The sequence below is a fragment of the Citrobacter sp. RHBSTW-00599 genome, assembly GCF_013784065.1.
Taxonomy (GTDB): domain Bacteria; phylum Pseudomonadota; class Gammaproteobacteria; order Enterobacterales; family Enterobacteriaceae; genus Citrobacter; species Citrobacter braakii.
Genome location: NZ_CP056717.1, coordinates 3204560 through 3226841 on the forward strand (window position 1 = coordinate 3204560; position 22282 = coordinate 3226841).

Consider the following 22282-nt stretch of genomic DNA (forward strand, 5'->3'; position numbering starts at 1 on the left):
ATACAGGCAATTGGTCGTTTGAAGACAGGATAGACATGACGAATTTACCCAAGTTTTCGGCTGCGTTACTGCATCCACGTTATTGGTTAACCTGGCTGGGCATTGGCATCCTTTGGTTAATCGTGCAGTTACCCTACCCGATTCTTTACAAGTTGGGCTGCGCATTAGGTCGTCTGGCATTACGTTTGATGAAACGTCGGGCAAAAATTGTTTCCCGTAATCTGGAACTGTGCTTCCCGCAAATGAGCGAGCAGGAACGCCAGCAGATGATCATCAAGAACTTCGAGTCCGTGGGCATGGGCATGATGGAAACCGGAATGGCCTGGTTTTGGTCTGACAAGCGCATTTCACGCTGGACGGAAGTTATCGGGATGGAACATATCCGCGACGTTCAGGCGCAAAAGCGGGGAATTTTGTTAGTGGGTCTGCACTTTCTGACCCTTGAACTGGGTGCGCGTCAGTTTGGTTTGCAGGAGCCGGGGATAGGCGTATATCGCCCTAACGACAACCCACTGCTCGACTGGCTACAAACCTGGGGCCGTATGCGCTCTAATAAATCCATGCTCGATCGTAAAGACCTGAAAGGAATGATTAAAGCGTTGAAAAAAGGCGAAGTGGTCTGGTATGCGCCGGATCATGACTACGGTCCCCGCGCCAGCGTATTTGTCCCGCTTTTTGCTGTTGAACAGGCCGCAACAACCTCCGGGACCTGGATGCTTTCACGCATGTCGAATGCCTGCCTGGTACCGTTTGTTCCCCGCCGCAAACCTGACGGTAAAGGTTATCAATTGATTATGCTGCCTCCGGAGTGTTCACCGCCGTTAGACAACGCGGAGACTACGGCAGCGTGGATGAATAAGATTGTTGAGCAATGCATCATGATGGCCCCGGAGCAGTACATGTGGCTACACCGTCGTTTCAAGACGCGTCCTGAAGGTTCACCTTCCCTGTACTAAAGCACGGTTGCAGTCCTGCGGACTGCAACACCTTCCCTGCCCGCTTTAGGTTTAACTGCTATCCGCATTGCAGCAACTATCTACCAGGCGCATAATTAGCCTGCTTGCTTATATTCAATCGATAGCGCAAACAGCGCGCCACACTGCGGAACGCTATGTCACCCTCAGATGCTCCCATAAACTGGAAACGTAACCTCACCGTTGCCTGGTTGGGTTGTTTTTTAACCGGTGCAGCATTTAGCCTGGTTATGCCCTTTTTGCCCCTCTATGTCGAGAGCCTCGGCGTCACGGGTCATAGCGCCCTGAATATGTGGTCAGGTCTGGTCTTCAGCATCACTTTTCTCTTTTCCGCCATCGCCTCTCCTTTCTGGGGTGGCCTTGCCGATCGCAAAGGGCGAAAAATCATGCTGCTGCGTTCCGCATTGGGTATGGCGATTGTGATGCTGCTGATGGGGCTGGCGCAAAATATCTGGCAGTTCCTGGTCCTGCGCGCCCTGTTGGGTCTGCTCGGCGGTTTCATTCCCAACGCCAATGCGCTGATCGCCACCCAGGTTCCGCGCAATAAAAGCGGCTGGGCGCTGGGAACGCTTTCCACCGGCGGCGTCAGCGGCGCACTGCTCGGACCGTTGGCAGGCGGGCTGCTCGCGGATCAGTACGGACTACGCCCGGTATTTTTCATCACCGCCAGCGTACTGCTGCTCTGTTTTATCCTGACGCTATTTTTTATTCGCGAACGTTTCCAACCGGTGAGCAAGAAAGAGATGCTGCACATTCGCGAAGTCGTGGCCTCGTTAAAAAATCCCAAACTGGTGCTGAGCCTGTTTGTCACAACGCTGATAATCCAGGTGGCAACCGGGTCCATCGCGCCAATTCTGACGCTGTACGTTAGAGAGTTGGCTGGCAACGTCAGTAACATCGCCTTTATCAGCGGGATGATTGCTTCCGTACCGGGCGTGGCTGCGTTAATTAGCGCCCCGCGACTTGGCAAATTAGGTGACCGAATTGGCCCGGAGAAGATCCTGATTGTTGCTCTGGTCATCTCCGTGCTGCTGCTTATTCCAATGTCGTTTGTACAATCGCCCTGGCAACTTGCCGTTCTGCGCTTTTTATTGGGGGCCGCTGATGGGGCTCTGCTCCCGGCAGTACAAACGCTGCTGGTCTATAACTCAACCAATCAGATCGCCGGGCGTATTTTCAGTTATAACCAGTCATTTCGCGATATCGGTAACGTAACGGGACCGTTAATGGGGGCGGCAATTTCCGCCAACTACGGTTTTCGCGCCGTCTTCTGCGTGACCGCGGGCGTCGTACTGTTTAACGCTTTCTACTCGTGGAATAGTCTGCGCCGTCGCCGGAGCACTGAGGCTACGGGATGATTTTTGTGCATTCATACTTGCAATATCGGAGAATCAACTATTATTTCCCTGAATACTTCATTAAATCAAAGGGAGACTCTGATGACCATGTATGCCACGCTGGAAGAAGCCATTGATGCCGCTCGTGAAGAATTTCTGGCTGATAACCCTGACCTTGAGCCCGACGAAGCCAGCGTTCAACAGCTAAGCGTACAAAAATACGTGCTACAGGATGGTGACATTATGTGGCAGGCGGAATTCTTTGCTGATGAGGATGAGGGCGAGGGTGAATGCCTGCCAATGCTGAGTGGTGAAGCGGCCCAAAGCGTTTTTGATGGCGACTATGATGAAATTGAGATCCGTCAGGAGTGGCAGGAAGAAAACACGCTTCACGAATGGGATGAAGGTGAATTCCAGTTGGAACCTCCCCTGGATACCGAAGAGGGTCAGACCGCGGCCGATGAATGGGATGAGCGATAGCTTACTCGTAAGGTCCGTGGTGAATGTCGAGCGGGAGCAGCAAGGTATCAAACACCAGCGAAAATGGCAGGTCGAGGATGGTGACGTAGCGCCACGCGGAGTCCCGGACATCCCATTGCACGCCAGGATAGTATTGGTTTCCGTGCCCTTGCCCTGGGATAGTTCGGCTAATAATACTGCCGCATCCGCTCAGCAAGCACACCATGATTGCCACTGCCAATATTCGCACCTGATACCTCACGGCTCTTTTATTTAGTATAAAAAAATACCGGCACCAGGCCGGTATTTTCACGTTACATAACGCTTACTTTTTCCTGAGCGCCAGCGGATTCAGGGTCAGTCCCTGGTAGTAATTCACCCACGAAGAATACTTATCAGGTGAATTCCAGACGCGATAGTGCAAACGCGCCATCGTCACCGGATCGCTCAACAGCACCAGACGGCGGTCACGGTTTAGTTTCTCCGGCGTTTCGTTCAGCGCCTGCTCCACATGGCGGTCACGGGCAATCTCAAGCACGTTACTCGCGCGGTGACGTGCAGTCGCCATTGCCGTTGCCAGTGCGTTAAATGACGGGTTAAACACCGCATGCATAAAGCCGTCGTCCAGCGTACGATTGCGGTTCATCACCAGATAGGTATCCGTATCCACCAGCACCTGCGGCGGAGAATACTCTTCCGGGATCAGGAACAGCTTCCAGCGCTTGGTACGTAACCCAACCGTGGAACGGCTGGAAATCACGGAAACAAACGGCGACAGGATCAGCGAGAAGACAATCGGCGCCAGCCAGAACAGGAAACGCAGATCCAGCCAGGCCATACCTACCGCCCACACCAGCCCCAGCAGTAACTGAGAACCGTGACGCATAAATGCTTCACCCCACGGGGTGGAATCGTCATCACGCTGCGGTGAATTCCACACCACTTCCCAACCGAGGAAGGCGCTCACGACAAAGACGGTATGGAACAGCATACGCACCGGCGCCAGCAGCACGGAGAACAGAACCTCCAGCAGCAGCGACAGCGTGACGCGGATAAACCCGCCGTACTCTTTCGTCCCTTTACACCAGATGAGCAAAATACTCAGCAGCTTCGGCAGGAACAGCAGCACCATCGTAGAAGCAAACAGCGCGATCGCCAGTTCAGGACGCCACTGCGGCCATACCGGGAACAGCTGGCGCGGTTGCAGGAAGTATTGTGGTTCCGTCAACGCATGCACCACCTGCAATGCGGTCGATAACGCGAGGAACATAAACCACAGCGGCGCGGACAGATAGGACATAACGCCGGTCAGGAACACCGCACGGTGAACCGGGTGCATCCCCTTCACCAGGAACAGACGGAAGTTCATCAGGTTGCCATGACACCAGCGACGGTCACGCTTGAGTTCATCCAGCAGGTTCGGCGGTAGCTCTTCATAAGAGCCCGGCAGATCGTAAGCAATCCACACGCCCCAGCCGGCACGACGCATCAACGCCGCTTCGACGAAGTCATGGGAGAGAATCGAACCCGCAAACGAGCCTTCGCCCGGTAACGGCGCAAGCGCACAGTGTTCGATAAACGGCTTCACGCGAATAATCGCGTTATGGCCCCAGTAGTGCGATTCCCCCAATTGCCAGAAGTGAAGTCCAGCGGTAAACAACGGACCATAAACACGGGTCGCAAACTGCTGACAGCGCGCATACAGCGTATCCATACCGGAAGCCTTCGGTGAAGACTGGATAATCCCGGCATTTGGATTCGCTTCCATCAGGCGCACCAGTCCGCTCAGACAGTCACCGCTCATCACGGAGTCAGCGTCCAGCACCACCATGTAGCTGTACTGATTTCCCCAGCGACGGCAGAAGTCATCAATGTTGCCGCTTTTACGCTTCACGCGACGACGACGACGACGGTAGAAAATCTGCCCTTCGCCTTGCACTTCGGCAATCAGCTCCATCCACGCTTTTTGTTCTGCTACGCAGATATCGGGGTTGTAGCTGTCGCTCAGGATGTAAACATCAAAATGCTCGGCGTTGCCCGTCGCTTTGACCGACTCCCACGTGGCGCGAAGTCCCGCGAATACGCGGTCAACGTCCTCGTTACAGATCGGCATAATCAACGCGGTCCGGTGTTCGGGATTTAACGGTTCGTCCCCAACCGTTGAGGCGGAGATACTGTACTTATCTCGCCCAATCAACAGTTGCAGGAAGCCCATCAGCGCGGTCCAGAATCCTGCTGAAACCCAACAGAAAAGCACGGCAAACAAAATGAGAATGCCGGTCTGGAGCATGTAGGGCAGCAGTTGCATAAAGGAAACCCATAAATCCTGCCCCATCATGTCAACAGGATTAATGAATGCCCAACCCTGATACGGAAGGATCGTCTTCATATACCAGGTTGCGACGACCGTTTGCGCCAGCGTTAAGATCAACAACGTATAGCGGCGGATGGTGCCAACCGTACGCCATTTTTGCTCGCTCTCCTGTTCTTCTTTCGTCAAACGCGAAAGATAACGCGGAGTCACATCGCGCCCGCGCAGGCGATCCCAAAAGCGGCCAACCGGGTTGGTACGCCAGGGATCGGGGAACATAGAGGTACGCGTTGCTTTTGGCATCGCCTGCAGCTGATCGCGCCCCTCATCGTCCTTAACCAACTGCTCTTTGGCCAGAGAATCAGGCCACGCCTGCTCCAGGCGAGCTTTCACCGAACCCTGCGGTGAATCATCTTCGCGCGAGTACGTACGATGCTCGGCATCCAGCGCCTGATGAACGGCGCGGATGTCAGTTTTCGGCAGTGCCGCTTTTTCGATATCCGAAAGCGGCATTGCGTCAATATACTCAGTTGTCTTATTCATTGGCAGGTAACTGGTAGCTCCAGGTTTCACTCAGCGTCTGATCGGCATTGACCAAGGCAGCACGCATTTCAGTGGTTTTCTTCACATCTTTCACTTTCACGCGCAATACCAAACGCCAACCTTTAGTTACCGGGTTGTAGCGCACAGTACTTTCAACGATCTCGCCGTTGTCGCCAATACTGGTTTGTGCGGTAACCGGGGTATCCTGCGGCAGCTTTTTCATATCCGTGCCGGTAAAGTCCACCACAAACGCGATAGTGCCATCAGGCTGACGAATGAGGTTAGACTGTTTTACATCACCGGTAGAACGACGAGTCTGCTGGACCCAGGCGCTATCAGGGGCATGAAGCTTGTCTTCGTCACGCGTGAACGTCAGGGTGTACTTGAAGTTCATCTCTTTGCCGGCTTCAGGCAGTTGATCCGGCGTCCAGTACGCAACGATGTTATCGTTCGTTTCATCGTTAGTTGGGATTTCAACTAACTCAATCTTACCTTTACCCCAATCACCTTTTGGCGTGATCCAGGCGCTTGGGCGCAGATCGTAACGATCGTCGATATCTTCAAAACGCGAGAACTGACGGCCACGCTGCAGCAGGCCGAAACCTTGCGGATTTTCCATCGCAAAGCTGCTCACCGCCAGATGTTTCGGGTTATTCAGCGGACGCCAAATCCACTCGCCGTTGCCAGCGTGGATCGACAAACCGTTAGAGTCATGCAGTTCCGGACGATAGTTGGTCGCCGGAGAAGGCTGGTTTGGTCCGTACAGGAACATACTGGTTAACGGTGCCACGCCCAGCTTGCCCACTTTGTCGCGCAGATAAACTTTGGATTGAACATCGACGACCGTGTCACGACCAGGAATGATGACAAAGCGATACGCTCCGGTTGCGCGCGGAGAATCCAGCAAGGCATAAATGGTCAAACGTTTGTCAGTCGGTTTCGGACGCTCGATCCAAAACTCACGGAAGCGGGGAAATTCTTCGCCAGAAGGCAGAGCGGTATCAATCGCGAGACCGCGCGCAGACAGACCGTAGACCTGCCCTGCCCCCAGAACACGGAAATAGCTGGCACCGAGCATGCTGACGATTTCGTCGTTTTTATCTTTGCTGTTGATCGGATACAGCACTTTGAACCCGGCGAAACCGAGATCTTTTACCGTGTCTTTATCATGCTGAACATCGCCAAAATTAAAATAATCCGGGCTGTATTTGATTCTTTTCACCGCTGTAGCGGTAACTTCGTTGATTTTGACCGGCGTGTCGAAGTACATACCCTGGTGGTAGAACTCGAGCTTAAATGGGGTCTTGAGATTGCTCCAGTAGGCTTTATCGCGGTTAAACTGGATCTGCTGATAATCCGCATATTTCATGTCGCGGAAAACGGAGGGCAAGTTACTTTTTGGCGCCTCATAGCCTTTACCGGCTAAGGATTGAGCTTGTTTTGCAACATCATCGATGCTGAACGCCCAGCTCGATGATGTGTACAGCGTTAACATAACTGCTGCACCCAACCAACGCATTTTCATCATTTGTAGTTTATGTTTCATAATTAGTAAGCACTTCCCCCTTTGTGTGCTTATATTGATCCGATCCATTTTAATGGATAATCGGGTATTCCGACAACTGAATCCCTGTATTGTTCGCGCGCTGGCTCATGGTTTAATCAGGTTCAACGACCTGTTTTCACTTTGCGTGCTTATCCTGGAGACAGGTTGTTGGACTTCGTGTAGGGTTGCCCTCGAATGTAACCATTATTCGTCTTAGGGATAAGACGAAAAGTCTGAGAATACATAACTGTCTATGAGCTCTGTATCACCACCACGCGAATATTTTCTTGACTCCATCCGTGCCTGGCTAATGTTGTTAGGGATCCCATTCCATATTTCATTGATTTACTCGACCCACACCTGGCACGTGAACAGCGCTGAACCGTCGTGGTGGTTGACCCTGTTTAACGACTTTATCCATGCTTTTCGCATGCAAGTCTTCTTTGTCATTTCGGGTTATTTTTCCTACATGCTATTTTTGCGCTATCCACTAAAGCGCTGGTGGAAGGTGCGTGTAGAACGCGTGGGGATCCCGATGCTGACCGCGATTCCATTACTTACGCTGCCGCAATTTATCATGCTGCAATACGTAAAGGGAAAAGCAGACAGTTGGCATACTCTCAGCGGCTACGATAAATACAATGCGCTGGCCTGGGAGCTGATTTCCCATCTGTGGTTTTTACTGGTTCTGGTCGTATTAACGACCGTGAGCATGTGGGTGTTCACCCAGATGAAAAACAGACTGACGCGTAGTGACGCCGCCAGCGCCCCGGCGGTGTCGATGACTAAATTATCGCTGATCTTCATCTTGTTAGGTGTCGGTTACGCTGCCGTCAGAAGGACAATTTTCATCCTCTACCCTTCGATTCTCAGCGATGGCATGTTCAATTTTATCGTTATGCAAACGCTGTTCTATGCGCCGTTCTTTATCCTCGGCGCACTGGCGTTTATCAACCCGAATCTGAAAGCGCTGTTTACCACACCGTCACGCGGTTGCACGCTCGGTGCTGCATTCGCATTTGTGGCATACCTGCTCAATCAGCGTTATGGCAACGGCGATGCCTGGATGTATGAAACCGAATATGTCATTACCATGGTCATGGGACTGTGGATGGTGAACGTCGTCTTTTCGTTGGGTCACCGTTTGCTTAATTTCCAGTCTGCCCGCGTGACCTATTTTGTCAACGCGTCGCTGTTTATCTATCTGGTGCACCACCCGTTAACGCTGTTTTTTGGCGCTTACATCACACCGCATATCACGTCGAATCTGCTGGGTTTTCTCTGCGGTCTGCTGTTTGTGGTTGGGATTGCGGTAATACTGTACGAAATCCATTTACGCATACCGGTGCTGAAGTTTCTCTTTTCGGGTAAACCGCCCGTTAAGCAGGATAAAAACAAGGCCGTAGCCGGCTAGTTTTTCCCTCAATCATTGTGTGGTTCAAAGCAGCCATTCAATGGGTAACACGGACGCCAGCTTTACCAGAATCCGCTTCCAGAATCCTGTGGCGGGTTCTTTTTTCAGGACCTGTTCACTGCCAGAAAGTCGGTCGACCCAATTAATTCTCCCCCAACGGTCAAGGCGTAGCTGCCAGGCCATATCACGCTGGCTTTGCATAAACCGTTTATGAATCAATTCGGCCAGCACTTCACTCTCAATCACAAATCCCATTTCTGTATTGAGCAGCGTCGAACGAGGATCAAAATTAAGCGAGCCGATAAACACTTTGCGATCATCAATACTGAACGTTTTCGCATGCAGGCTGGACCCTGAATTCCCGGTTAATCCACGATCGTGAACGACCGAGACGCGATCGCGGGTCGGTTTAAGTTCGTATAATTCTACACCGTAGCGCAGTAGTTTTTTTCGCCATCGCGCATAGCCCGCATGGACGATCGCCACATCATTCGCCGCCAGTGAATTGGTTAAAATGGCAATCTTGACGCCTTTTCTTACCAGTCTCAGGAGCTGCGCCACACCGGCACGCGTCGGCACAAAGTAGGCAGAAATAATATCAATACGTTCGGTCGGCGAGCCCATTACATCAAACAAACGCTGCGGTAATAGCGAGTGGCGCGGCGCTTTCCCTTCCCCTTTTGCAGGATCATCGCTCAGCAAACGCGTTTTGGCCCAAATCAGCGGCAGCGACCTTTGATCGAGACTCGACATAAACTGGCTGGTTTCCAGCTTATGCAGATAGCGGCGGGTAATATCATCGTTATACCAGGATTCGGGTAGCTCAATACGCTGCACAGAATCTGGCTCAGACATCTCAAGCACATTTTGTAACGTTGAAACCGAGCGACAGTGCCAGTAACACTCAAAATCATCTGCCACATCTTTGACAACCGGCCCGATAGCCATGACGTCCAGGTCGGAAAACAGCGGTTGCTCACCCGCGCCAAAATAGGCATCGCCAATATTACGCCCACCAACGAGGGTCACCACGCCGTCAGCGGTATAACTTTTATTGTGCATGCGCCGATTAAGCCGGGCAAAATCGGTTAAATAGCCCAGCGCGCGCAGGATGCGAAAGGAAAACGGATTGAAGAGGCGAACTTCTATATTGGGGTGCTTATCCAGCAGACGCAGCGTGTCGTCCAGACCCGGCGTGTTGTTATCATCCAGCAGCAAACGCACCCGTACGCCTCGCTTCGCTGCGGCCAGCAGAACGGAAAATAACAATAGCCCGGACATGTCGTTTTCCCAGATGTAATACTGCACATCCAGGGTACGTTCCGCCATTTCCGTTAACCGATAGCGAGCAGCAAACGCATCCAGGCTGTCATCCAACGCAAGAATGCCGCATTCTCCCGGGTGGTCTTCGCAAAGGGGCGTGATGGCACGCTCAAGTCGCGTCATATCAGTCCGTGTGATCATCACCTTGTTGTGTTAGCAATCTCTTATAAAGTTGAGCGTTTTCGTCATCAAAGCACACGAAGTATATCTGATCAGGAAGTGCGCGGCGGGTAATAAACTTCAGCACCGTTTTCACCGCTATTTCTGCCGCTGCGGCGCGTGGATAGCCATAAGCCCCGGTGCTAATCGCCGGAAAAGCAATGGAGTGATAACCATTGGCCAGGGCCAGTTGCAGGGTGTTTAAGTAAGCTTCTTCGAGGCGTTCGGCCTCATGATGACCTCCCCCTTGCCAGACGGGTCCTACGGTATGAATGACCGCTTTTGCCGCAAGCGCCCCCGCCAGAGTGATCACCGCATGCCCTGTCGGGCATTCTCCTTGTTGCTGGATAACCTTTTTGCAGGCCTCCAGCAATGCTGGTCCGGCAGCGCGATGGATTGCGCCATCGACGCCACCGCCTCCCAGTAGCGATGAATTCGCCGCATTGACAATCACATCAACAGCGACAGTCGTAATATCGCCATGTAACACATGAACACGTGATTGCATAAGTTCCCCCTGACAAAACACCATTCGTTAAGTGTACAGCAGGGTTTTCCCTTAAATCTCTCTTTTTAACCGTAAGTGTGCATATCTACGCCACAGCGAGTCATTTATATTCAATATTAAGAATCGCCATGTTTTTCTGTTCATTGAGGTAGTGCATTTTGACTGTGGCAATTTCCTGCACATTCTGAGGGGCTGTCGCGAGCTGTTGCGGGTTGTAAAGACTATTCTGGTTGGTGCCGTTGCGGATACATGACAATTCAATTTGCTGCTGCTGTCTGTTAACGTCGCAAGGTGATTCAACTATCGCTCCGCGAAAATGAATAACCCCGCCGGTTGTGATTTGCTGCGCAATTGCAGGGAGGGTTAAAAGAGAAAAAGCACATAAACTGGTACTTAAAATACGCTTTAATAATGTACACATAAGGGTTCCTCAATGATTAGCCATCTTTGAGGGATCGAAATGATCCTTCACCGCTACGATTAACGATCAAATACAAACGCTCACACGCTTCTATATTCATAGAACAGCAGCGCATTCCCAGCCACACCCTTAATGCAAATACAGCAAAAAATTATGGGTGACTGTTTGAGTCAGGCCATTGTTGCGACAGATGCAGAGACTGCCCATCTGAAACGGTAACGATAATTTTGACCGAATCCTCAGATGAAATATTAAAGCTCAGTTTGGTTAATTCAATCGGTCGATTAGCAGGGACCGAAAGGCTTATTTTCTGCTGCGACTGGCTTTGTCCCCCCTGCCCTTGACGTATGGCAAGGACTTGTACCTCACATACGCACGGTTGGGTTAACGTCACCTGAGGAATAATGGTGTACATATCACCTTGCTGAGTAGTATTGAATGTTATTTGATTTGCCAGCGCGGCAATGAGTAATAGCGTATGCATCATATTCTCCCGAAAAAAAAAACAGGGCTCACGCCCTGTTTATTATCAGTCAGAAAACTGAATTAGTGTTGGTTAGCTGTAGCGTTGTTGCCAAAGCCAACTTGCTGAATCAGCACATTGGAGTCAGACGCGGTCTGATTAACCAACGCACCGTTACGGCCACCGAACTGGGTTACACTAATATCAGCATTTTTAGCATTCCACTGATCGATAGTGGCATTGTTCTGGAAGCCAGTCTGTTTCAGGCTAATGGTACTGTCATCAGCGCCTTGACCAACTACAGCCCCGTTACCACGCCCATGTTGTGTGATAGTGACATCTGATTTACGCGCATCACTTTGCAGAGCATTCGCAGCGTTGTTTGACCCATATTGGTAGATACTCAGTGAAGAGTCTGGGCCATAATTACTACCGCCACCATGATGATTGCCGCCCCATTGCGGAACAACACCAGCCAGAGCACTGCCAGAAACTACGATTGCTGCGAATGCTGCCACTTTTAAAAGTTTCATGGTAAACCCCCATCGGATTGATTTAATCGTCGTTAATGGATTAGCGTTGAGTAACGCGAATTGCCATTTGCGACTGTCTCTGCACCACAACTGCTGTTTTTTGTGTACCGTACTGAGTAATATTGGCTTTATTACCAGAACCTTTCTGGATAATTACCGCCGTATTACCGTATGAACCTTGTTTAATACTCGCGTCATTGGAACTACCCGTTTGATCAATATATGCAAAGTTATATGACCCCGTCTGGTCTGTTTTCGCTCGGTTACCAGAACCTTCTTGCGAAATAACCGACAATAACTTCGAGCCCCCCTGTCGAGTATTTGCACTGTTCGCAGTGCCAACCTGACCAATAATGGCTGCCTGATTAAATGAAGACTTACTTAATTCATTTACCGCAAAGTTATATTCTGAGTTAGCTAAATCATAACTTGTAGCGGATGCAATCCCAGGCACACCCAGCATTGTAAACATCATAAATAACAACTTGTTTTTCATGTTGTCACCCTGGACCTGGTCGTACATAAGGTTAAATTATTTACCACTCAAATTATTGTTAACGTGACTTACATTTGTTAACGCCACGTTACGATGAAGAGTATGTCCGTTGAAACATTTTAAATAACTCACCCACCAGTTGTATTTTTATATCCAGATTCACCCCAAAGTACTAATTAACCGCAATTAACACCGTTATAGCTCTGGATTTTATTTATTTTGTAACCCGATGAGTGAATTTCTATGCAGTAACAAAAAAACGCGTTTCCCGCGTTTTCTGGGCCTTGCAGACGGTAGTGGGATTGTCCTCGGTACAAGTCGTGACAAGTGTCATTTTTTTCTATCTAAAATTGTTCAACTTAAAGTGAGACAAAAAAATCAAAATTCATTAGAAATCTAAAACCATCTAATTATAATTTTATTTCTTAAAATTCAATAAGATATTATAATTTGTATGATTTTTTAAATCTATGCAATAACGATAAAATGTACAACTTTACTATCAAATCTAAACTCCACAAAAACGCAAAAATCACATTTTAATATATAAATTTACATTATGTAACATGTTTAACACTTGCTTTAAGATTTGTAATAGCTAGATTGAAATCAGTTGAAGTCCATTTGTTTTAATATTTTCACCCCGTTGGGTCGAAGTTTTATTTCTACACAGCAGTGCAACATCTGTCAGTACTTCTGGTGCCTCTATTTTAGTAGAGGCAACTGTCAGGTGTGCGACTAAAAAAGTGGAGTTTCATCATGTTTAATGAAGTCCATAGTATTCATGGTCATACATTATTGTTGATCACTAAACCATCCCTGCAGGCAACTGCGTTATTACAGCATTTAAAGCAATCGCTGGCGTTAACCGGAAAACTACATAATATTCAACGTTCTCTGGATGATATATCCTCCAGCTGCATTGTTTTACTGGATATGATGGAGGCAGATAAAAAACTGATCCATTACTGGCAAGATAATTTGAGCAGAAAAAACAACAATATAAAAACTTTATTGTTGAATACCCCAGATGATTATCCTTACCGGGATATTGAAAACTGGCCGCATATCAATGGCGTATTTTACGCAACTGAAGATGAGCAGCGTGTAGTCAGCGGTTTGCAGGGTGTGTTGCGGGGCGAATGCTACTTTTCGCAAAAGCTCGCCAGCTACCTGATCACGCATTCCGGGAACTACCGCTATAACAGCACGGAGTCGGCATTACTTACGCACCGTGAAAAAGAGATCCTTAATAAACTGCGTATCGGCGCCTCAAATATTGAAATCGCGCGTTCACTATTTATTAGTGAAAATACGGTGAAAACACATCTTTATAATCTTTTCAAAAAGATAGCTGTCAAAAATCGTACGCAGGCGGTCTCGTGGGCCAATGATAACCTCAGGCGATAAAGCCATGAAACGCTATTTGACCTGGATTGTGGCAGCAAATTTGTTCCTTGCTGCCGGGAATCTACACGCGGCTGTAGAGGTGGAGGTTCCCGGACTGTTAACTGACCACACTGTCTCTTCCATTGGCCATGATTTTTACCGGGCCTTTAGTGACAAGTGGGAAAGTAAGTACACAGGAAACTTAACCATTAATGAAAGACCCAGTGCACGTTGGGGAAGTTGGATCACCATAACGGTCAATCAGGACGTTATCTTCCAGACTTTTTTATTCCCGACGAAAAGAGACTTCGACAAAATTGTGGTCTTTGCATTGGCAGAAACAGAGGAAGCATTAAATCGTCGGCAAATAGATCAAACACTATTAAGCACGAGCGATTTAGCGCGCGATGAATTCTAAAACATGATTTTGTCCGGAGGCTTTCATGCGTGTCAAACATGCAGTGGTTTTGCTCATGCTGATTTCACCATTAAGTTGGGCCGGAAATATGACGTTCCAGTTCCGCAACCCTAACTTTGGTGGTAACCCAAATAACGGCTCTTTTTTACTGAACAGCGCCCAGGCGCAAAACTCGTATAAAGATCCGAGTGCCGGCGACTACGGGATTGAAACCCCAACAGCGCTGGATAACTTTACCCAGGCGATCCAGTCACAAATACTCGGTGGCTTACTTACCAATATCAATACCGGTAAGCCGGGAAGGATGGTAACCAGCGATTTTATCGTTGATATCGCCAACCGGGATGGACAACTGCAACTGAATGTCACGGACAGGAAAACGGGGAGAACGTCGACTATTGAAGTGTCGGGTTTACAAAATCAGTCGACCGATTTCTAAATTATAGCCACGAAAGGAAAAAATCATGCAGCGCTTACTTATCATGGTGGCAGTAATTTTACTCAGCGGATGTTTAACAGCCCCGCCGCAAGAAGCCGCTAAGCCGACATTAATGCCCCGAGCCCAAAGCTATAAAGACTTGACGCACCTGCCCATGCCTACAGGTAAGATTTTTGTCTCGGTATACAATATTCAGGATGAGACTGGCCAGTTTAAACCTTATCCGGCAAGTAACTTCTCAACCGCCGTCCCGCAAAGCGCCACGGCGATGCTTGTCACCGCATTGAAGGATTCTCGTTGGTTCGTTCCGCTGGAACGTCAGGGATTGCAGAACTTGCTTAACGAACGAAAAATCATTCGTGCGGCTCAGGAAAACGGCACAGTTGCCATTAATAACCGGATCCCTCTGCAGTCTCTGACCGCGGCAAACATCATGGTAGAAGGGTCAATTATTGGTTATGAAAGCAACGTTAAATCGGGTGGCGTTGGTGCGCGCTATTTCGGTATTGGCGCCGATACGCAGTACCAGCTCGACCAGATAGCGGTCAACCTGCGTGTGGTTAACGTTAGTACCGGTGAAATCCTCTCATCGGTGAATACCAGCAAAACTATCTTGTCTTATGAAGTGCAGGCTGGGGTATTCCGCTTCATTGACTACCAGCGACTGTTGGAAGGTGAAATTGGCTACACCTCTAACGAACCGGTTATGCTTTGTCTGATGTCAGCAATTGAAACCGGCGTTATCTTCCTGATTAATGACGGGATTGATCGCGGATTGTGGGATTTGCAGGATAAGAAACAAGTTGATAATGACATCCTGGTTAAATACCGCCATTTGTCGGTACCTCCGGAATCCTGAGTGCTCGATACAGCATAAAAAGCGTGAGGAAAACCCTCACGCTTTTTTTATTTACTGGTCAGCGTCGACGATAGCCGATTCTCACGACGAGATGCCAGCCACAATCCGCTGTTTTTCATCGCATAGCCGAATACCAGCCCCAGCGCCAGAGAAGGCACGACCAACTGCCAGTCACCCTGCCCTGCAAACGTTGCGCATGCGCCAATAAAGGTACCCGGCACAAATGAAAGCAACCATTGCTTTGCCTGAATACACATGAGAAACGCGACAATTCCCGTCATGACATAACCAATAATGTCCATATGCGGGGCAAGCGCGCTACCGTTAATAATCACCAACGCCCACACCACACCGCTTAGCAGCGTACACGCCGAGATCCACAGCCCTTTCAGCCCACCCTGCGGACAGGCAAAATAGGCCGTGCAGCCCAGAAAGCCAGCCCAACTGAGTAAACCAAGAGATACGGCCACCCATCCCCAAATCCCAGAGAGAATGCCCGTTGTGATTGCAATTGAGAGAAGTATGTTCATGCCGCGTATCTTAGCAGAAAAACGGCATGGGAATGAGATCGTGCACACAATTCATGCAATGATGTAATTTGAGTTGCAGTTTAATGTGATCTAAATCACATTTACTCTTCAGTATCTTCCTGCAATTCGTCCCACATCGCGCCAATGGCATCACGCGTTAACGGTGCCATGGTACGCCAGAACTGTGTGTTTGCGTGTGCTTCAACTTTGCCAAGGAACGTGCCGCACCAGGGCAACAGGTATTCCACAAACAAGGTTTCGAGTGCTTCACTTTCATCTTCCGCAGACTGGTCTTCAAGCCATGAAGCCGCCAGCAACAGCGTGCCAATATGATCTGCAGGCGTATCTGCCAGCGGCATTCCGCGGGCAGAAAGAAAAGCACGAACATCGGATTCTTTCGCCCCTTCTACCCAGGCGCTACGATAAGGCGGCACCGCACACTCGTCGCCGACAAACAGCGCGTTGTAATCCGCAGCTAACTGAGGCATATCGCAGCTTTTCTGCAGACGAGTGAGCAGTTCGTCCTGTTCCAGCGGCCAGTTGGCAGACAGTTTACCTTCACTAATCAGGGTAAACAGAGGAACCAGTAAAGGGTCCTGCGGTTGGCGGTAAAACAGCGAGCCCAGTACACGACACAGGATAGAAAACTCGTTCATTGATATATTCCAGTTAGTAACAATTACAGTTCAGCAAATTCCGCGATCGGCTCCATGCCTCGCGATTCCAGAAACGCCAGCAGGCGTTTAGGGGTGACGTTTAAAATTCTGTCTTCCGGGAAATTTACATCATCCAGAATTTTACGGCATTCACCAAATTCACCCAGTGTGAAAGCGGTATGTGAATCCGACCCTAACGCCACCCAGCCTCCGGCATCACGCACCGCCGCAGCGACCGCGCGACAATTGTCCTCACTCCCCTTACGCGAATGCAAAAACGAGGAGTTATTGATTTCCAGCGCGACCTGGTATTTTGCTGCCGCCTGCGCAATCGCTGTGATATCCACGGGATATTTGGGATTCCCCGGATGGCTGATGATGTGCACGTGACCGCTGGCCATCGTGGCTATCATTGCCTGGGTATTGGTGTCTTTATCATGAGGTGCAAAAACCGGCTCATGGAAGCCCGCAATGATGAGATCCAGAGAAGTAAACATCGGACCTGAACAGTCGATTTCGCCTTCAATATTCTTAATATTCGCCTCGATACCGCGCAGGATCCCTACGCCATCGACGATACGAGGCCAAATGCGCATATTAATAAAGTGCCAGTGATGAGGCGCATCCGCCATGTCCGGTCCATGATCGGTTATGGCAAACAGCTTGATGCCTTTGCGATGGGCTTCAGCGATGTAATCACTTAAGGTGCTGTAGGCGTGGGTACTGGCGACGGTATGCATATGCAGGTCAACGGGATACATAACTCTCTCCTGTAGTCATTTTCCGTCAAGGATAGCAGGTATCGTCGCCATTTATTAGCTCAAACCCGGCACTTGCCGGGTTACCATCAATATCCCCGAACGCGATCGACCTGACCCGTTACGGATTTCCCACTTTCCAGGTCCAAAATCGTACGGGAGATGTAGTCCACCGCCTCTGCCGGGCGTGTTACCGCGGCGATATGCGGCGTCATTGCCACACGCGGATGTTTCCATAGCGGGCTGGTTTCCGGCAGCGGTTCACGGCTATAGACATCCAGCATGGCACCTTTCACTTTGCCGCTGTCCAGCGATGCCAGAAGATCGTCTTCATTGAGATGAACGCCGCGCGCCAGGTTGAGCACGTAAGCGCCATCCTGCAATTGGCTGAGTAAATCAGCGTTAATAATGCCTACGGTTTCTGCCGTATTAGGCAGGAGGTTGATCAGCACGCGAGTTTGACTCAAAAACGCGCCCAGTTCCTCGGTACCGGCGAAGCTTTCCACACCAGACCAGGATTTACGCGTACGACTCCAGCAGCGTAGCGGGAACCCCCATGCTTGCAGACTTTCTGCAACTTTTGCACCTAAAACACCAGCGCCCATGATCCCGACGCTAAACTCATCGCGGGTATATTCTGGCAACGGTTGCCATTTCGCCTGGTTTTTTAATGCCTGGTAGTCATCAAAGCGACGGAACCAGTGCAATACCTGACTAACCGCATATTCCTGCATTTGCAGGCCCATCCCCGTATCTTCCAGACGGAAAAGCGGGATCGACGCATCCAACATTTCCGGATGAGCGTTTAGTTTACTGAGAATAGAATCGACGCCCGCACCCAGCGCAAATACGGCTTTTAATTTTCGTCCGGCGAGCATTTCAACCGGAGGATGCCAGACCAGCGCGTAGTCAGCATGCGCATTATCACCTGCCTTCCACTCACGGACCCGCGCGCCAGGTATGGCCTTTGTCAGCGCATTAAGCCACCAGGTCGTATCGAATGTTGGGTGATAGAAAATTATATCCATAACGTCTCCTGAACATTGTTATGCGGAACGTACTCGCACTTATAATCATCATTTTTCGAGGGAACATCAGAGTAGCAAATTTTAGGGTGCTGGCAAAAAAAACAATTCCCGCTTATTTAAGCTGCATATTGATTGAAGTTTGTGTAAATGCACGTTTTTTTCAAAAAGTTGATTGACGCCGGAGCGGTATTTCCCTAAATTAGCGCCCGTTCCGGTAGCACAGGAACAACAATATGGTGAGGTGTCCGAGTGGCTGAAGGAGCACGCCTGGAAAGTGTGTATACGGCAACGTATCGGGGGTTCGAATCCCCCCCTCACCGCCATATTCGAGAAAGAGCTCGTACGCAAGTACGGGCTTTTTTTTCGCATGTTGCACGCCTGCGGGGGGATGAGAAGCCCCGACCGGGGGTCGACAACTGGCGCAGCCAGTTGGACAGACTGAGAGCGCAGCGAACAGGCTGCCCGAAGGGCGAGCGAAGCGAGTCAATCCCCCCCTCACCGCCATATTCGAGAAAGAGCTCGTACGCAAGTACGGGCTTTTTTTTTTCGCATGTGAGCCGTCCTGAATAGCGTTAACCTGTAGGTCTGATAAGCATCGCGCTATCAAGCATCATCCCCCGCCCCGTTGCACATTATCTAAACCACTCTTATGCTGTAACTACCGCTTTCTCAAGCAATCAGGAAAATAACGGCATGTTAAACATAGAAGGAACTTTGCTTGATGAGATCATGTCGCAGGCAGACGAAGCAGGATTTATTCCGTTGAAGGTTTTCTCGCGAAAAATCCTCAAACGTACACCGAATGAAATAAATACGTTTTTCGATCCTGACAGCCGATTCTACGAAGAGTATCAGCGAACGGTTATTTGCAACGTCAGGCATAACGTCACCATTAAAAAAACCTACACCAGCAATGGGATCTTACGAAAAGAAACTACGTTAGGTGGGATTTATAAGGATGACCTGCTGACCTTTCTGGCACAAGCGCTAAAGAAAATAGACGAAAATAACCAGTTGTTTGACCAGGTCTACGCCAACTACTGGAGCAGCAAAAGAAAGTAATCTGCTGACGTCAAATAACAAAGCCCGGTTTCCCGGGCCTTGAAGACGGAGTACTTATCAGTTGTAAGCATTGAGCGTCCGCTGACAGAGTGCCGAACGGACGCAATCGTCTTTATTGAAACGAACAATCCCAACCATATCATCTTCTTCGAAACGGGCCAGTGCATCGCTTAGCCCTGAGCGAACGTGGGCGGGTAGATCGCACTGGGTCACATCCCCGTTCACAATCACCGTCACATTCTCTCCGAGGCGAGTCAAAAACATCTTCATCTGTGCTGCAGTAACATTCTGAGCCTCGTCAAGAATGACCACTGCATTTTCAAATGTGCGTCCACGCATATAGGTGAATGGCGCGATTTCCACCTTACCAATCTCAGGCCGCAGGCAATATTGCATGAAGGAGGCGCCCAGACGTTTCACCAGCACGTCATACACTGGACGAAAATAAGGCGCAAACTTCTCGGAAACATCTCCAGGTAAGAAGCCGAGGTCTTCATCAGCTTGCAGAACTGGACGGGTTACAATGATCCTGTCCACGTCTTTGTGGATCAGGGCCTCTGCTGCTTTTGCCGCGCTGATCCAGGTTTTACCACACCCGGCTTCACCGGTAGCGAAGATCAGCTGTTTACTCTCGATAGCATTCAGGTACTGGGCCTGAGCTTCATTCCGCGCCGTGATTGGCGTGGCGTCGCGACTATCACGCGCCATACCAATCGCTTCTACGCCGCCCATCTGCACAAGCGAGGTGACCGATTCATCTTCACGTTGTTTATGACTACGCGAATCCCGCCTCAGCACACGTTTTGCTTCACGACGAGCTTTGATCACTGCTTTTTGTCTTCCCATGGATAGCACCTTGAGTTGTAGGTATACATCACACGCGCCGTTGGCGGCACGATTATGCGCACGAACATCTGAGGGTTGGCTTCCTTGTAAGCCATTGCTTGCTTTCGGATAAGACGCCACACACGGCTACGCGCACCGTACAAGGTGTCAGTTACGAAGATAAGAAGTGAAAGGGTGAGAGATTTAGCGGTGACGAGGTGGCTACCGGAAGAGAAACGTCCGCGTAACGTACTGCAGCTACTGTGAAAAATGTGTCCAATACAGGACTTTTCCATCGCGATCTCCATAGTGAACGACTATCACCGCCGGGAACTACCGCTGTTTCTTATAATTACATCATAATCTTTCGTTAATGCAACAATATTTTTACTTGTCGTTAACTTAAATTCTATCTAATCACCAGAGACAGTCTCTTGCAGAGAGATGACAAAATTATTTCAGTCTCGTACCGATCATAAAAAATAATTTGTTCATTCATACAGATGTCAGGAAAAGCCCCGCTGTACAACGGGGCGTGATCATCAGGCTTCGAGTAGAGACTGTCCCAGATATTGATCTGCGGTTTTGACACCCGGCAAAGCAAAGAAGTAGCCCCCACCAATTGGTTTGACATACTCTTCCAGCGCTTCACCGTTGAGGCGTTTCTGCACAGTCAAAAAGCCTTTTTCCAGATCGTGTTGATAGCAGACAAACAACAGTCCCATATCCAGTTGACCGGATGGGGTCACACCGAGCGAATAGCTGTAGCCACGGCGCATCATCAGGCTGGACTCGGTCTCTTTCGTGCGCGGATTCGCCAGGCGGATATGACTGTCGAGCGCAATCACCTCACCTTCGGGATCGCTGGCATAGTCAGGCACATCATGCTCGTTCTGCATACCCAGCGGCGCGCCGGTGTGTTTATCTCGACCAAATATCGTTTGCTGCTCTTTCAGCGGCGTACGATCCCAGAACTCGACGCGAAACTGAATGAGCCTGACGGCCTGATAACTACCACCTTGCGCCCAGACAGGTTCGCCCTGTCCGTCCGTAACCCACACCACATCCTGCATCAACTTCGTATCCGTCGCGTCCGGATTCGCAGTGCCGTCCTTAAAGCCAAGCAAGTTGACCGGGGTCTCTTTGCCTTTGCTGCGCGCGGCATGGTCGGAAATAAACCCTTCACGTTTCCAGCGCACGCTAAGGAGATCGGGCGTATGTTTAATGATATCGCGCAGCGCATGGATAACGGTGTCCTGCGTGTTGGCACAAATCTGCAGCAGCAAATCACCATGGCACAGCGCCGCATCCAGCGAATCATTCGGGAAGCGGGTCATTTTTTGCAGCTTTTTCGGCATCTGCGATATCAGGCCATAACGTTCATCAAATAGCGAGGCGCCGACTGACAACGTCATCGTCAGGTTGTCTGGCGCAATGTATGCGCCGAGGATACCGGAATCCATAGGGGGTAAACGCGGGTTCGGCGTATCCGGCGCCGGCCCGCCCGTGGTCAGAAACGCAAATCGGGTGGTCAGCAAGCGGAACAAGCGTTCCAGATCAGCCTTATCGCTGGCGAGAACATCGAACGCCACCAGCATCATCGATGCCTGCTGTGGCGTCAGGATCCCTGCCTGATGCTGACCATAAAACGGCTGCACTTCACTACGCGCATCAGGGGACAGCGTTCCCGGCGCGCTTTGTGGTTTTTGCGCGTGGGCAACCGGACATCCACCCGCCAGCGCCAGCGCCCCACCCAGGGCGCCCATCCCTTTCAGTAAACGTCGGCGTGAAGGTTCGCTCACGCCGTTTTCATTATCTTGCTGCATTTTGC

At 50.1% G+C, this 22282-nt stretch carries 25 protein-coding genes and 1 tRNA gene; 10 read left to right on the forward strand and 16 right to left on the reverse strand.

Annotated features, from left to right (window positions below):
• The first annotated feature begins 35 nt into the window (after positions 1-35).
• The 3 genes from HV243_RS15860 (at position 36) to HV243_RS15870 (ending at position 2791) form a co-directional block, all read left to right on the forward strand.
• The gene (locus tag HV243_RS15860) at positions 36-956 is read left to right on the forward strand and encodes a Kdo(2)-lipid IV(A) acyltransferase (protein ID WP_053388816.1); all 921 of its coding nucleotides are present in this window, start codon (positions 36-38) and stop codon (positions 954-956) included.
• Between the two features lie 155 nt (positions 957-1111).
• Entirely contained in the window at positions 1112-2332 is a 1221-nt protein-coding gene (mdtG, locus tag HV243_RS15865; protein ID WP_019076457.1) for a multidrug efflux MFS transporter MdtG, read from the forward strand.
• A gap of 81 nt (positions 2333-2413) precedes the next feature.
• On the forward strand, positions 2414-2791 hold the full coding sequence (locus tag HV243_RS15870) for a MysB family protein (RefSeq protein WP_016152610.1): 378 nt from the start codon (positions 2414-2416) through the stop codon (positions 2789-2791).
• A gap of 1 nt (position 2792) precedes the next feature.
• Here the strand turns inward: HV243_RS15870 and HV243_RS15875 are convergent, their stop codons facing one another.
• The 3 genes from HV243_RS15875 to mdoG form a co-directional block, all read right to left on the reverse strand.
• Positions 2793-3020, reverse strand: coding sequence for a YceK/YidQ family lipoprotein (locus tag HV243_RS15875; protein WP_016152609.1), 228 nt, complete (start codon positions 3018-3020; stop codon positions 2793-2795).
• Positions 3021-3095: 75 nt separating this feature from the next.
• Positions 3096-5624, reverse strand: coding sequence for a glucans biosynthesis glucosyltransferase MdoH (gene mdoH / locus HV243_RS15880; protein ID WP_019076449.1), 2529 nt, complete (start codon positions 5622-5624; stop codon positions 3096-3098).
• The gene (gene mdoG / locus HV243_RS15885; protein WP_085951042.1) at positions 5617-7152 is read right to left on the reverse strand and encodes a glucans biosynthesis protein MdoG; all 1536 of its coding nucleotides are present in this window, start codon (positions 7150-7152) and stop codon (positions 5617-5619) included. The genes mdoH and mdoG overlap by 8 nt, the downstream gene beginning before the upstream one ends.
• Positions 7153-7423: 271 nt before the next feature.
• On the opposite strand from mdoG, the gene mdoC reads away from it, so the two are divergent.
• The gene (gene mdoC / locus HV243_RS15890) at positions 7424-8584 is read left to right on the forward strand and encodes a glucans biosynthesis protein MdoC (RefSeq protein ID WP_016152606.1); all 1161 of its coding nucleotides are present in this window, start codon (positions 7424-7426) and stop codon (positions 8582-8584) included.
• A 24-nt stretch (positions 8585-8608) separates the two neighbouring features.
• On the opposite strand, the gene HV243_RS15895 is transcribed toward mdoC, so the two are convergent.
• The 6 genes from HV243_RS15895 to csgB form a co-directional block, all read right to left on the reverse strand.
• Positions 8609-10048 carry a phospholipase D family protein gene (locus tag HV243_RS15895; protein WP_275943331.1) on the reverse strand — a complete coding sequence of 480 codons (1440 nt, stop codon included), beginning with the start codon at positions 10046-10048 and terminating at the stop codon, positions 8609-8611.
• On the reverse strand, positions 10032-10574 hold the full coding sequence (ymdB, locus tag HV243_RS15900) for an O-acetyl-ADP-ribose deacetylase (RefSeq protein WP_053388814.1): 543 nt from the start codon (positions 10572-10574) through the stop codon (positions 10032-10034). The genes HV243_RS15895 and ymdB overlap by 17 nt, the downstream gene beginning before the upstream one ends.
• A 100-nt stretch (positions 10575-10674) precedes the next feature.
• Positions 10675-10995 carry a type 1 fimbrial protein gene (locus HV243_RS15905; RefSeq protein WP_016152603.1) on the reverse strand — a complete coding sequence of 107 codons (321 nt, stop codon included), beginning with the start codon at positions 10993-10995 and terminating at the stop codon, positions 10675-10677.
• Between the two features lie 151 nt (positions 10996-11146).
• A complete protein-coding gene (gene csgC, locus HV243_RS15910; protein WP_046274771.1) occupies positions 11147-11479 on the reverse strand; it encodes a curli assembly chaperone CsgC in 333 nt (110 codons plus the stop codon).
• A 62-nt stretch (positions 11480-11541) separates the two neighbouring features.
• Positions 11542-11991, reverse strand: a complete 450-nt coding sequence (gene csgA, locus HV243_RS15915; RefSeq protein WP_006685125.1) for a curli major subunit CsgA — start codon at positions 11989-11991, stop codon at positions 11542-11544.
• A 40-nt stretch (positions 11992-12031) separates the two neighbouring features.
• Positions 12032-12487 carry a curli minor subunit CsgB gene (gene csgB / locus HV243_RS15920; protein ID WP_019076446.1) on the reverse strand — a complete coding sequence of 152 codons (456 nt, stop codon included), beginning with the start codon at positions 12485-12487 and terminating at the stop codon, positions 12032-12034.
• A 759-nt stretch (positions 12488-13246) separates the two neighbouring features.
• Between csgB and csgD the strand changes: the two genes are divergently transcribed.
• Genes csgD through csgG form a run of 4 tightly spaced genes read left to right on the forward strand, consistent with a single transcriptional unit; the run spans position 13247 to position 15592 of the window.
• The gene (csgD, locus tag HV243_RS15925; RefSeq protein ID WP_003036091.1) at positions 13247-13897 is read left to right on the forward strand and encodes a biofilm master transcriptional regulator CsgD; all 651 of its coding nucleotides are present in this window, start codon (positions 13247-13249) and stop codon (positions 13895-13897) included.
• Between the two features lie 4 nt (positions 13898-13901).
• The gene (csgE, locus tag HV243_RS15930; RefSeq protein WP_016152600.1) at positions 13902-14294 is read left to right on the forward strand and encodes a curli production assembly/transport protein CsgE; all 393 of its coding nucleotides are present in this window, start codon (positions 13902-13904) and stop codon (positions 14292-14294) included.
• Positions 14295-14319: 25 nt separating this feature from the next.
• A complete protein-coding gene (gene csgF, locus HV243_RS15935; RefSeq protein ID WP_016152599.1) occupies positions 14320-14733 on the forward strand; it encodes a curli production assembly/transport protein CsgF in 414 nt (137 codons plus the stop codon).
• Positions 14734-14758: 25 nt separating this feature from the next.
• Positions 14759-15592 carry a curli production assembly/transport protein CsgG gene (gene csgG / locus HV243_RS15940; RefSeq protein WP_016152598.1) on the forward strand — a complete coding sequence of 278 codons (834 nt, stop codon included), beginning with the start codon at positions 14759-14761 and terminating at the stop codon, positions 15590-15592.
• A gap of 47 nt (positions 15593-15639) precedes the next feature.
• Here the strand turns inward: csgG and HV243_RS15945 are convergent, their stop codons facing one another.
• From HV243_RS15945 to ghrA, 4 genes are all read right to left on the reverse strand, one after another.
• Complete coding sequence (locus tag HV243_RS15945) at positions 15640-16122, reverse strand: DUF1097 domain-containing protein (RefSeq protein ID WP_016156175.1); 483 nt, start codon at positions 16120-16122, stop codon at positions 15640-15642.
• Positions 16123-16223: 101 nt separating this feature from the next.
• Entirely contained in the window at positions 16224-16778 is a 555-nt protein-coding gene (locus HV243_RS15950; RefSeq protein ID WP_016152596.1) for a molecular chaperone, read from the reverse strand.
• Positions 16779-16801: 23 nt separating this feature from the next.
• Positions 16802-17539, reverse strand: a complete 738-nt coding sequence (locus tag HV243_RS15955; protein WP_016156173.1) for a phosphatase — start codon at positions 17537-17539, stop codon at positions 16802-16804.
• A gap of 86 nt (positions 17540-17625) precedes the next feature.
• The gene (gene ghrA, locus HV243_RS15960) at positions 17626-18564 is read right to left on the reverse strand and encodes a glyoxylate/hydroxypyruvate reductase GhrA (RefSeq protein ID WP_016152594.1); all 939 of its coding nucleotides are present in this window, start codon (positions 18562-18564) and stop codon (positions 17626-17628) included.
• A gap of 235 nt (positions 18565-18799) precedes the next feature.
• On the opposite strand from ghrA, the gene HV243_RS15965 reads away from it, so the two are divergent.
• Together HV243_RS15965 and HV243_RS15970 are read left to right on the forward strand one after the other, a co-directional pair.
• A tRNA-Ser gene (locus HV243_RS15965) sits at positions 18800-18887 on the forward strand.
• 370 nt (positions 18888-19257) lie between these two features.
• Positions 19258-19626: a hypothetical protein gene (locus HV243_RS15970; protein WP_053390119.1), complete on the forward strand. Its 369-nt coding sequence runs from the start codon at positions 19258-19260 to the stop codon at positions 19624-19626.
• A 57-nt stretch (positions 19627-19683) separates the two neighbouring features.
• Here the strand turns inward: HV243_RS15970 and phoH are convergent, their stop codons facing one another.
• The 3 genes from phoH to efeB all read right to left on the reverse strand — a co-directional run bounded on the left by phoH (position 19684) and on the right by efeB (position 22277).
• Entirely contained in the window at positions 19684-20472 is a 789-nt protein-coding gene (gene phoH / locus HV243_RS15975) for a phosphate starvation-inducible protein PhoH (RefSeq protein ID WP_181603854.1), read from the reverse strand.
• Positions 20451-20747: a hypothetical protein gene (locus tag HV243_RS15980; RefSeq protein ID WP_181541568.1), complete on the reverse strand. Its 297-nt coding sequence runs from the start codon at positions 20745-20747 to the stop codon at positions 20451-20453. Before HV243_RS15980 ends, phoH begins: the two co-directional genes overlap by 22 nt.
• A 246-nt stretch (positions 20748-20993) precedes the next feature.
• The gene (gene efeB, locus HV243_RS15985) at positions 20994-22277 is read right to left on the reverse strand and encodes an iron uptake transporter deferrochelatase/peroxidase subunit (RefSeq protein ID WP_053390118.1); all 1284 of its coding nucleotides are present in this window, start codon (positions 22275-22277) and stop codon (positions 20994-20996) included.
• Between the last annotated feature and the right edge of the window lie 5 nt (positions 22278-22282).

Bases quoted from the DNA above. Each gene is read 5' to 3' on its own strand.
- HV243_RS15860 (WP_053388816.1), top strand. From the start codon at position 36: ATGACGAATTTACCCAAGTTTTCGGCTGCGTTACTGCATCCACGTTAT.
- mdtG (WP_019076457.1), top strand. From the start codon at position 1,112: ATGTCACCCTCAGATGCTCCCATAAACTGGAAACGTAACCTCACCGTT.
- HV243_RS15870 (WP_016152610.1), top strand. From the start codon at position 2,414: ATGACCATGTATGCCACGCTGGAAGAAGCCATTGATGCCGCTCGTGAA.
- mdoH (WP_019076449.1), bottom strand. From the start codon at position 5,624: ATGAATAAGACAACTGAGTATATTGACGCAATGCCGCTTTCGGATATC.
- mdoG (WP_085951042.1), bottom strand. From the start codon at position 7,152: ATGATGAAAATGCGTTGGTTGGGTGCAGCAGTTATGTTAACGCTGTAC.
- mdoC (WP_016152606.1), top strand. From the start codon at position 7,424: ATGAGCTCTGTATCACCACCACGCGAATATTTTCTTGACTCCATCCGT.
- HV243_RS15895 (WP_275943331.1), bottom strand. From the start codon at position 10,048: ATGATCACACGGACTGATATGACGCGACTTGAGCGTGCCATCACGCCC.
- ymdB (WP_053388814.1), bottom strand. From the start codon at position 10,574: ATGCAATCACGTGTTCATGTGTTACATGGCGATATTACGACTGTCGCT.
- HV243_RS15905 (WP_016152603.1), bottom strand. From the start codon at position 10,995: ATGTGTACATTATTAAAGCGTATTTTAAGTACCAGTTTATGTGCTTTT.
- csgC (WP_046274771.1), bottom strand. From the start codon at position 11,479: ATGCATACGCTATTACTCATTGCCGCGCTGGCAAATCAAATAACATTC.
- csgA (WP_006685125.1), bottom strand. From the start codon at position 11,991: ATGAAACTTTTAAAAGTGGCAGCATTCGCAGCAATCGTAGTTTCTGGC.
- csgB (WP_019076446.1), bottom strand. From the start codon at position 12,487: ATGAAAAACAAGTTGTTATTTATGATGTTTACAATGCTGGGTGTGCCT.
- csgD (WP_003036091.1), top strand. From the start codon at position 13,247: ATGTTTAATGAAGTCCATAGTATTCATGGTCATACATTATTGTTGATC.
- csgE (WP_016152600.1), top strand. From the start codon at position 13,902: ATGAAACGCTATTTGACCTGGATTGTGGCAGCAAATTTGTTCCTTGCT.
- csgF (WP_016152599.1), top strand. From the start codon at position 14,320: ATGCGTGTCAAACATGCAGTGGTTTTGCTCATGCTGATTTCACCATTA.
- csgG (WP_016152598.1), top strand. From the start codon at position 14,759: ATGCAGCGCTTACTTATCATGGTGGCAGTAATTTTACTCAGCGGATGT.
- HV243_RS15945 (WP_016156175.1), bottom strand. From the start codon at position 16,122: ATGAACATACTTCTCTCAATTGCAATCACAACGGGCATTCTCTCTGGG.
- HV243_RS15950 (WP_016152596.1), bottom strand. From the start codon at position 16,778: ATGAACGAGTTTTCTATCCTGTGTCGTGTACTGGGCTCGCTGTTTTAC.
- HV243_RS15955 (WP_016156173.1), bottom strand. From the start codon at position 17,539: ATGTATCCCGTTGACCTGCATATGCATACCGTCGCCAGTACCCACGCC.
- ghrA (WP_016152594.1), bottom strand. From the start codon at position 18,564: ATGGATATAATTTTCTATCACCCAACATTCGATACGACCTGGTGGCTT.
- HV243_RS15970 (WP_053390119.1), top strand. From the start codon at position 19,258: ATGTTAAACATAGAAGGAACTTTGCTTGATGAGATCATGTCGCAGGCA.
- phoH (WP_181603854.1), bottom strand. From the start codon at position 20,472: ATGGGAAGACAAAAAGCAGTGATCAAAGCTCGTCGTGAAGCAAAACGT.
- HV243_RS15980 (WP_181541568.1), bottom strand. From the start codon at position 20,747: ATGGAAAAGTCCTGTATTGGACACATTTTTCACAGTAGCTGCAGTACG.
- efeB (WP_053390118.1), bottom strand. From the start codon at position 22,277: ATGCAGCAAGATAATGAAAACGGCGTGAGCGAACCTTCACGCCGACGT.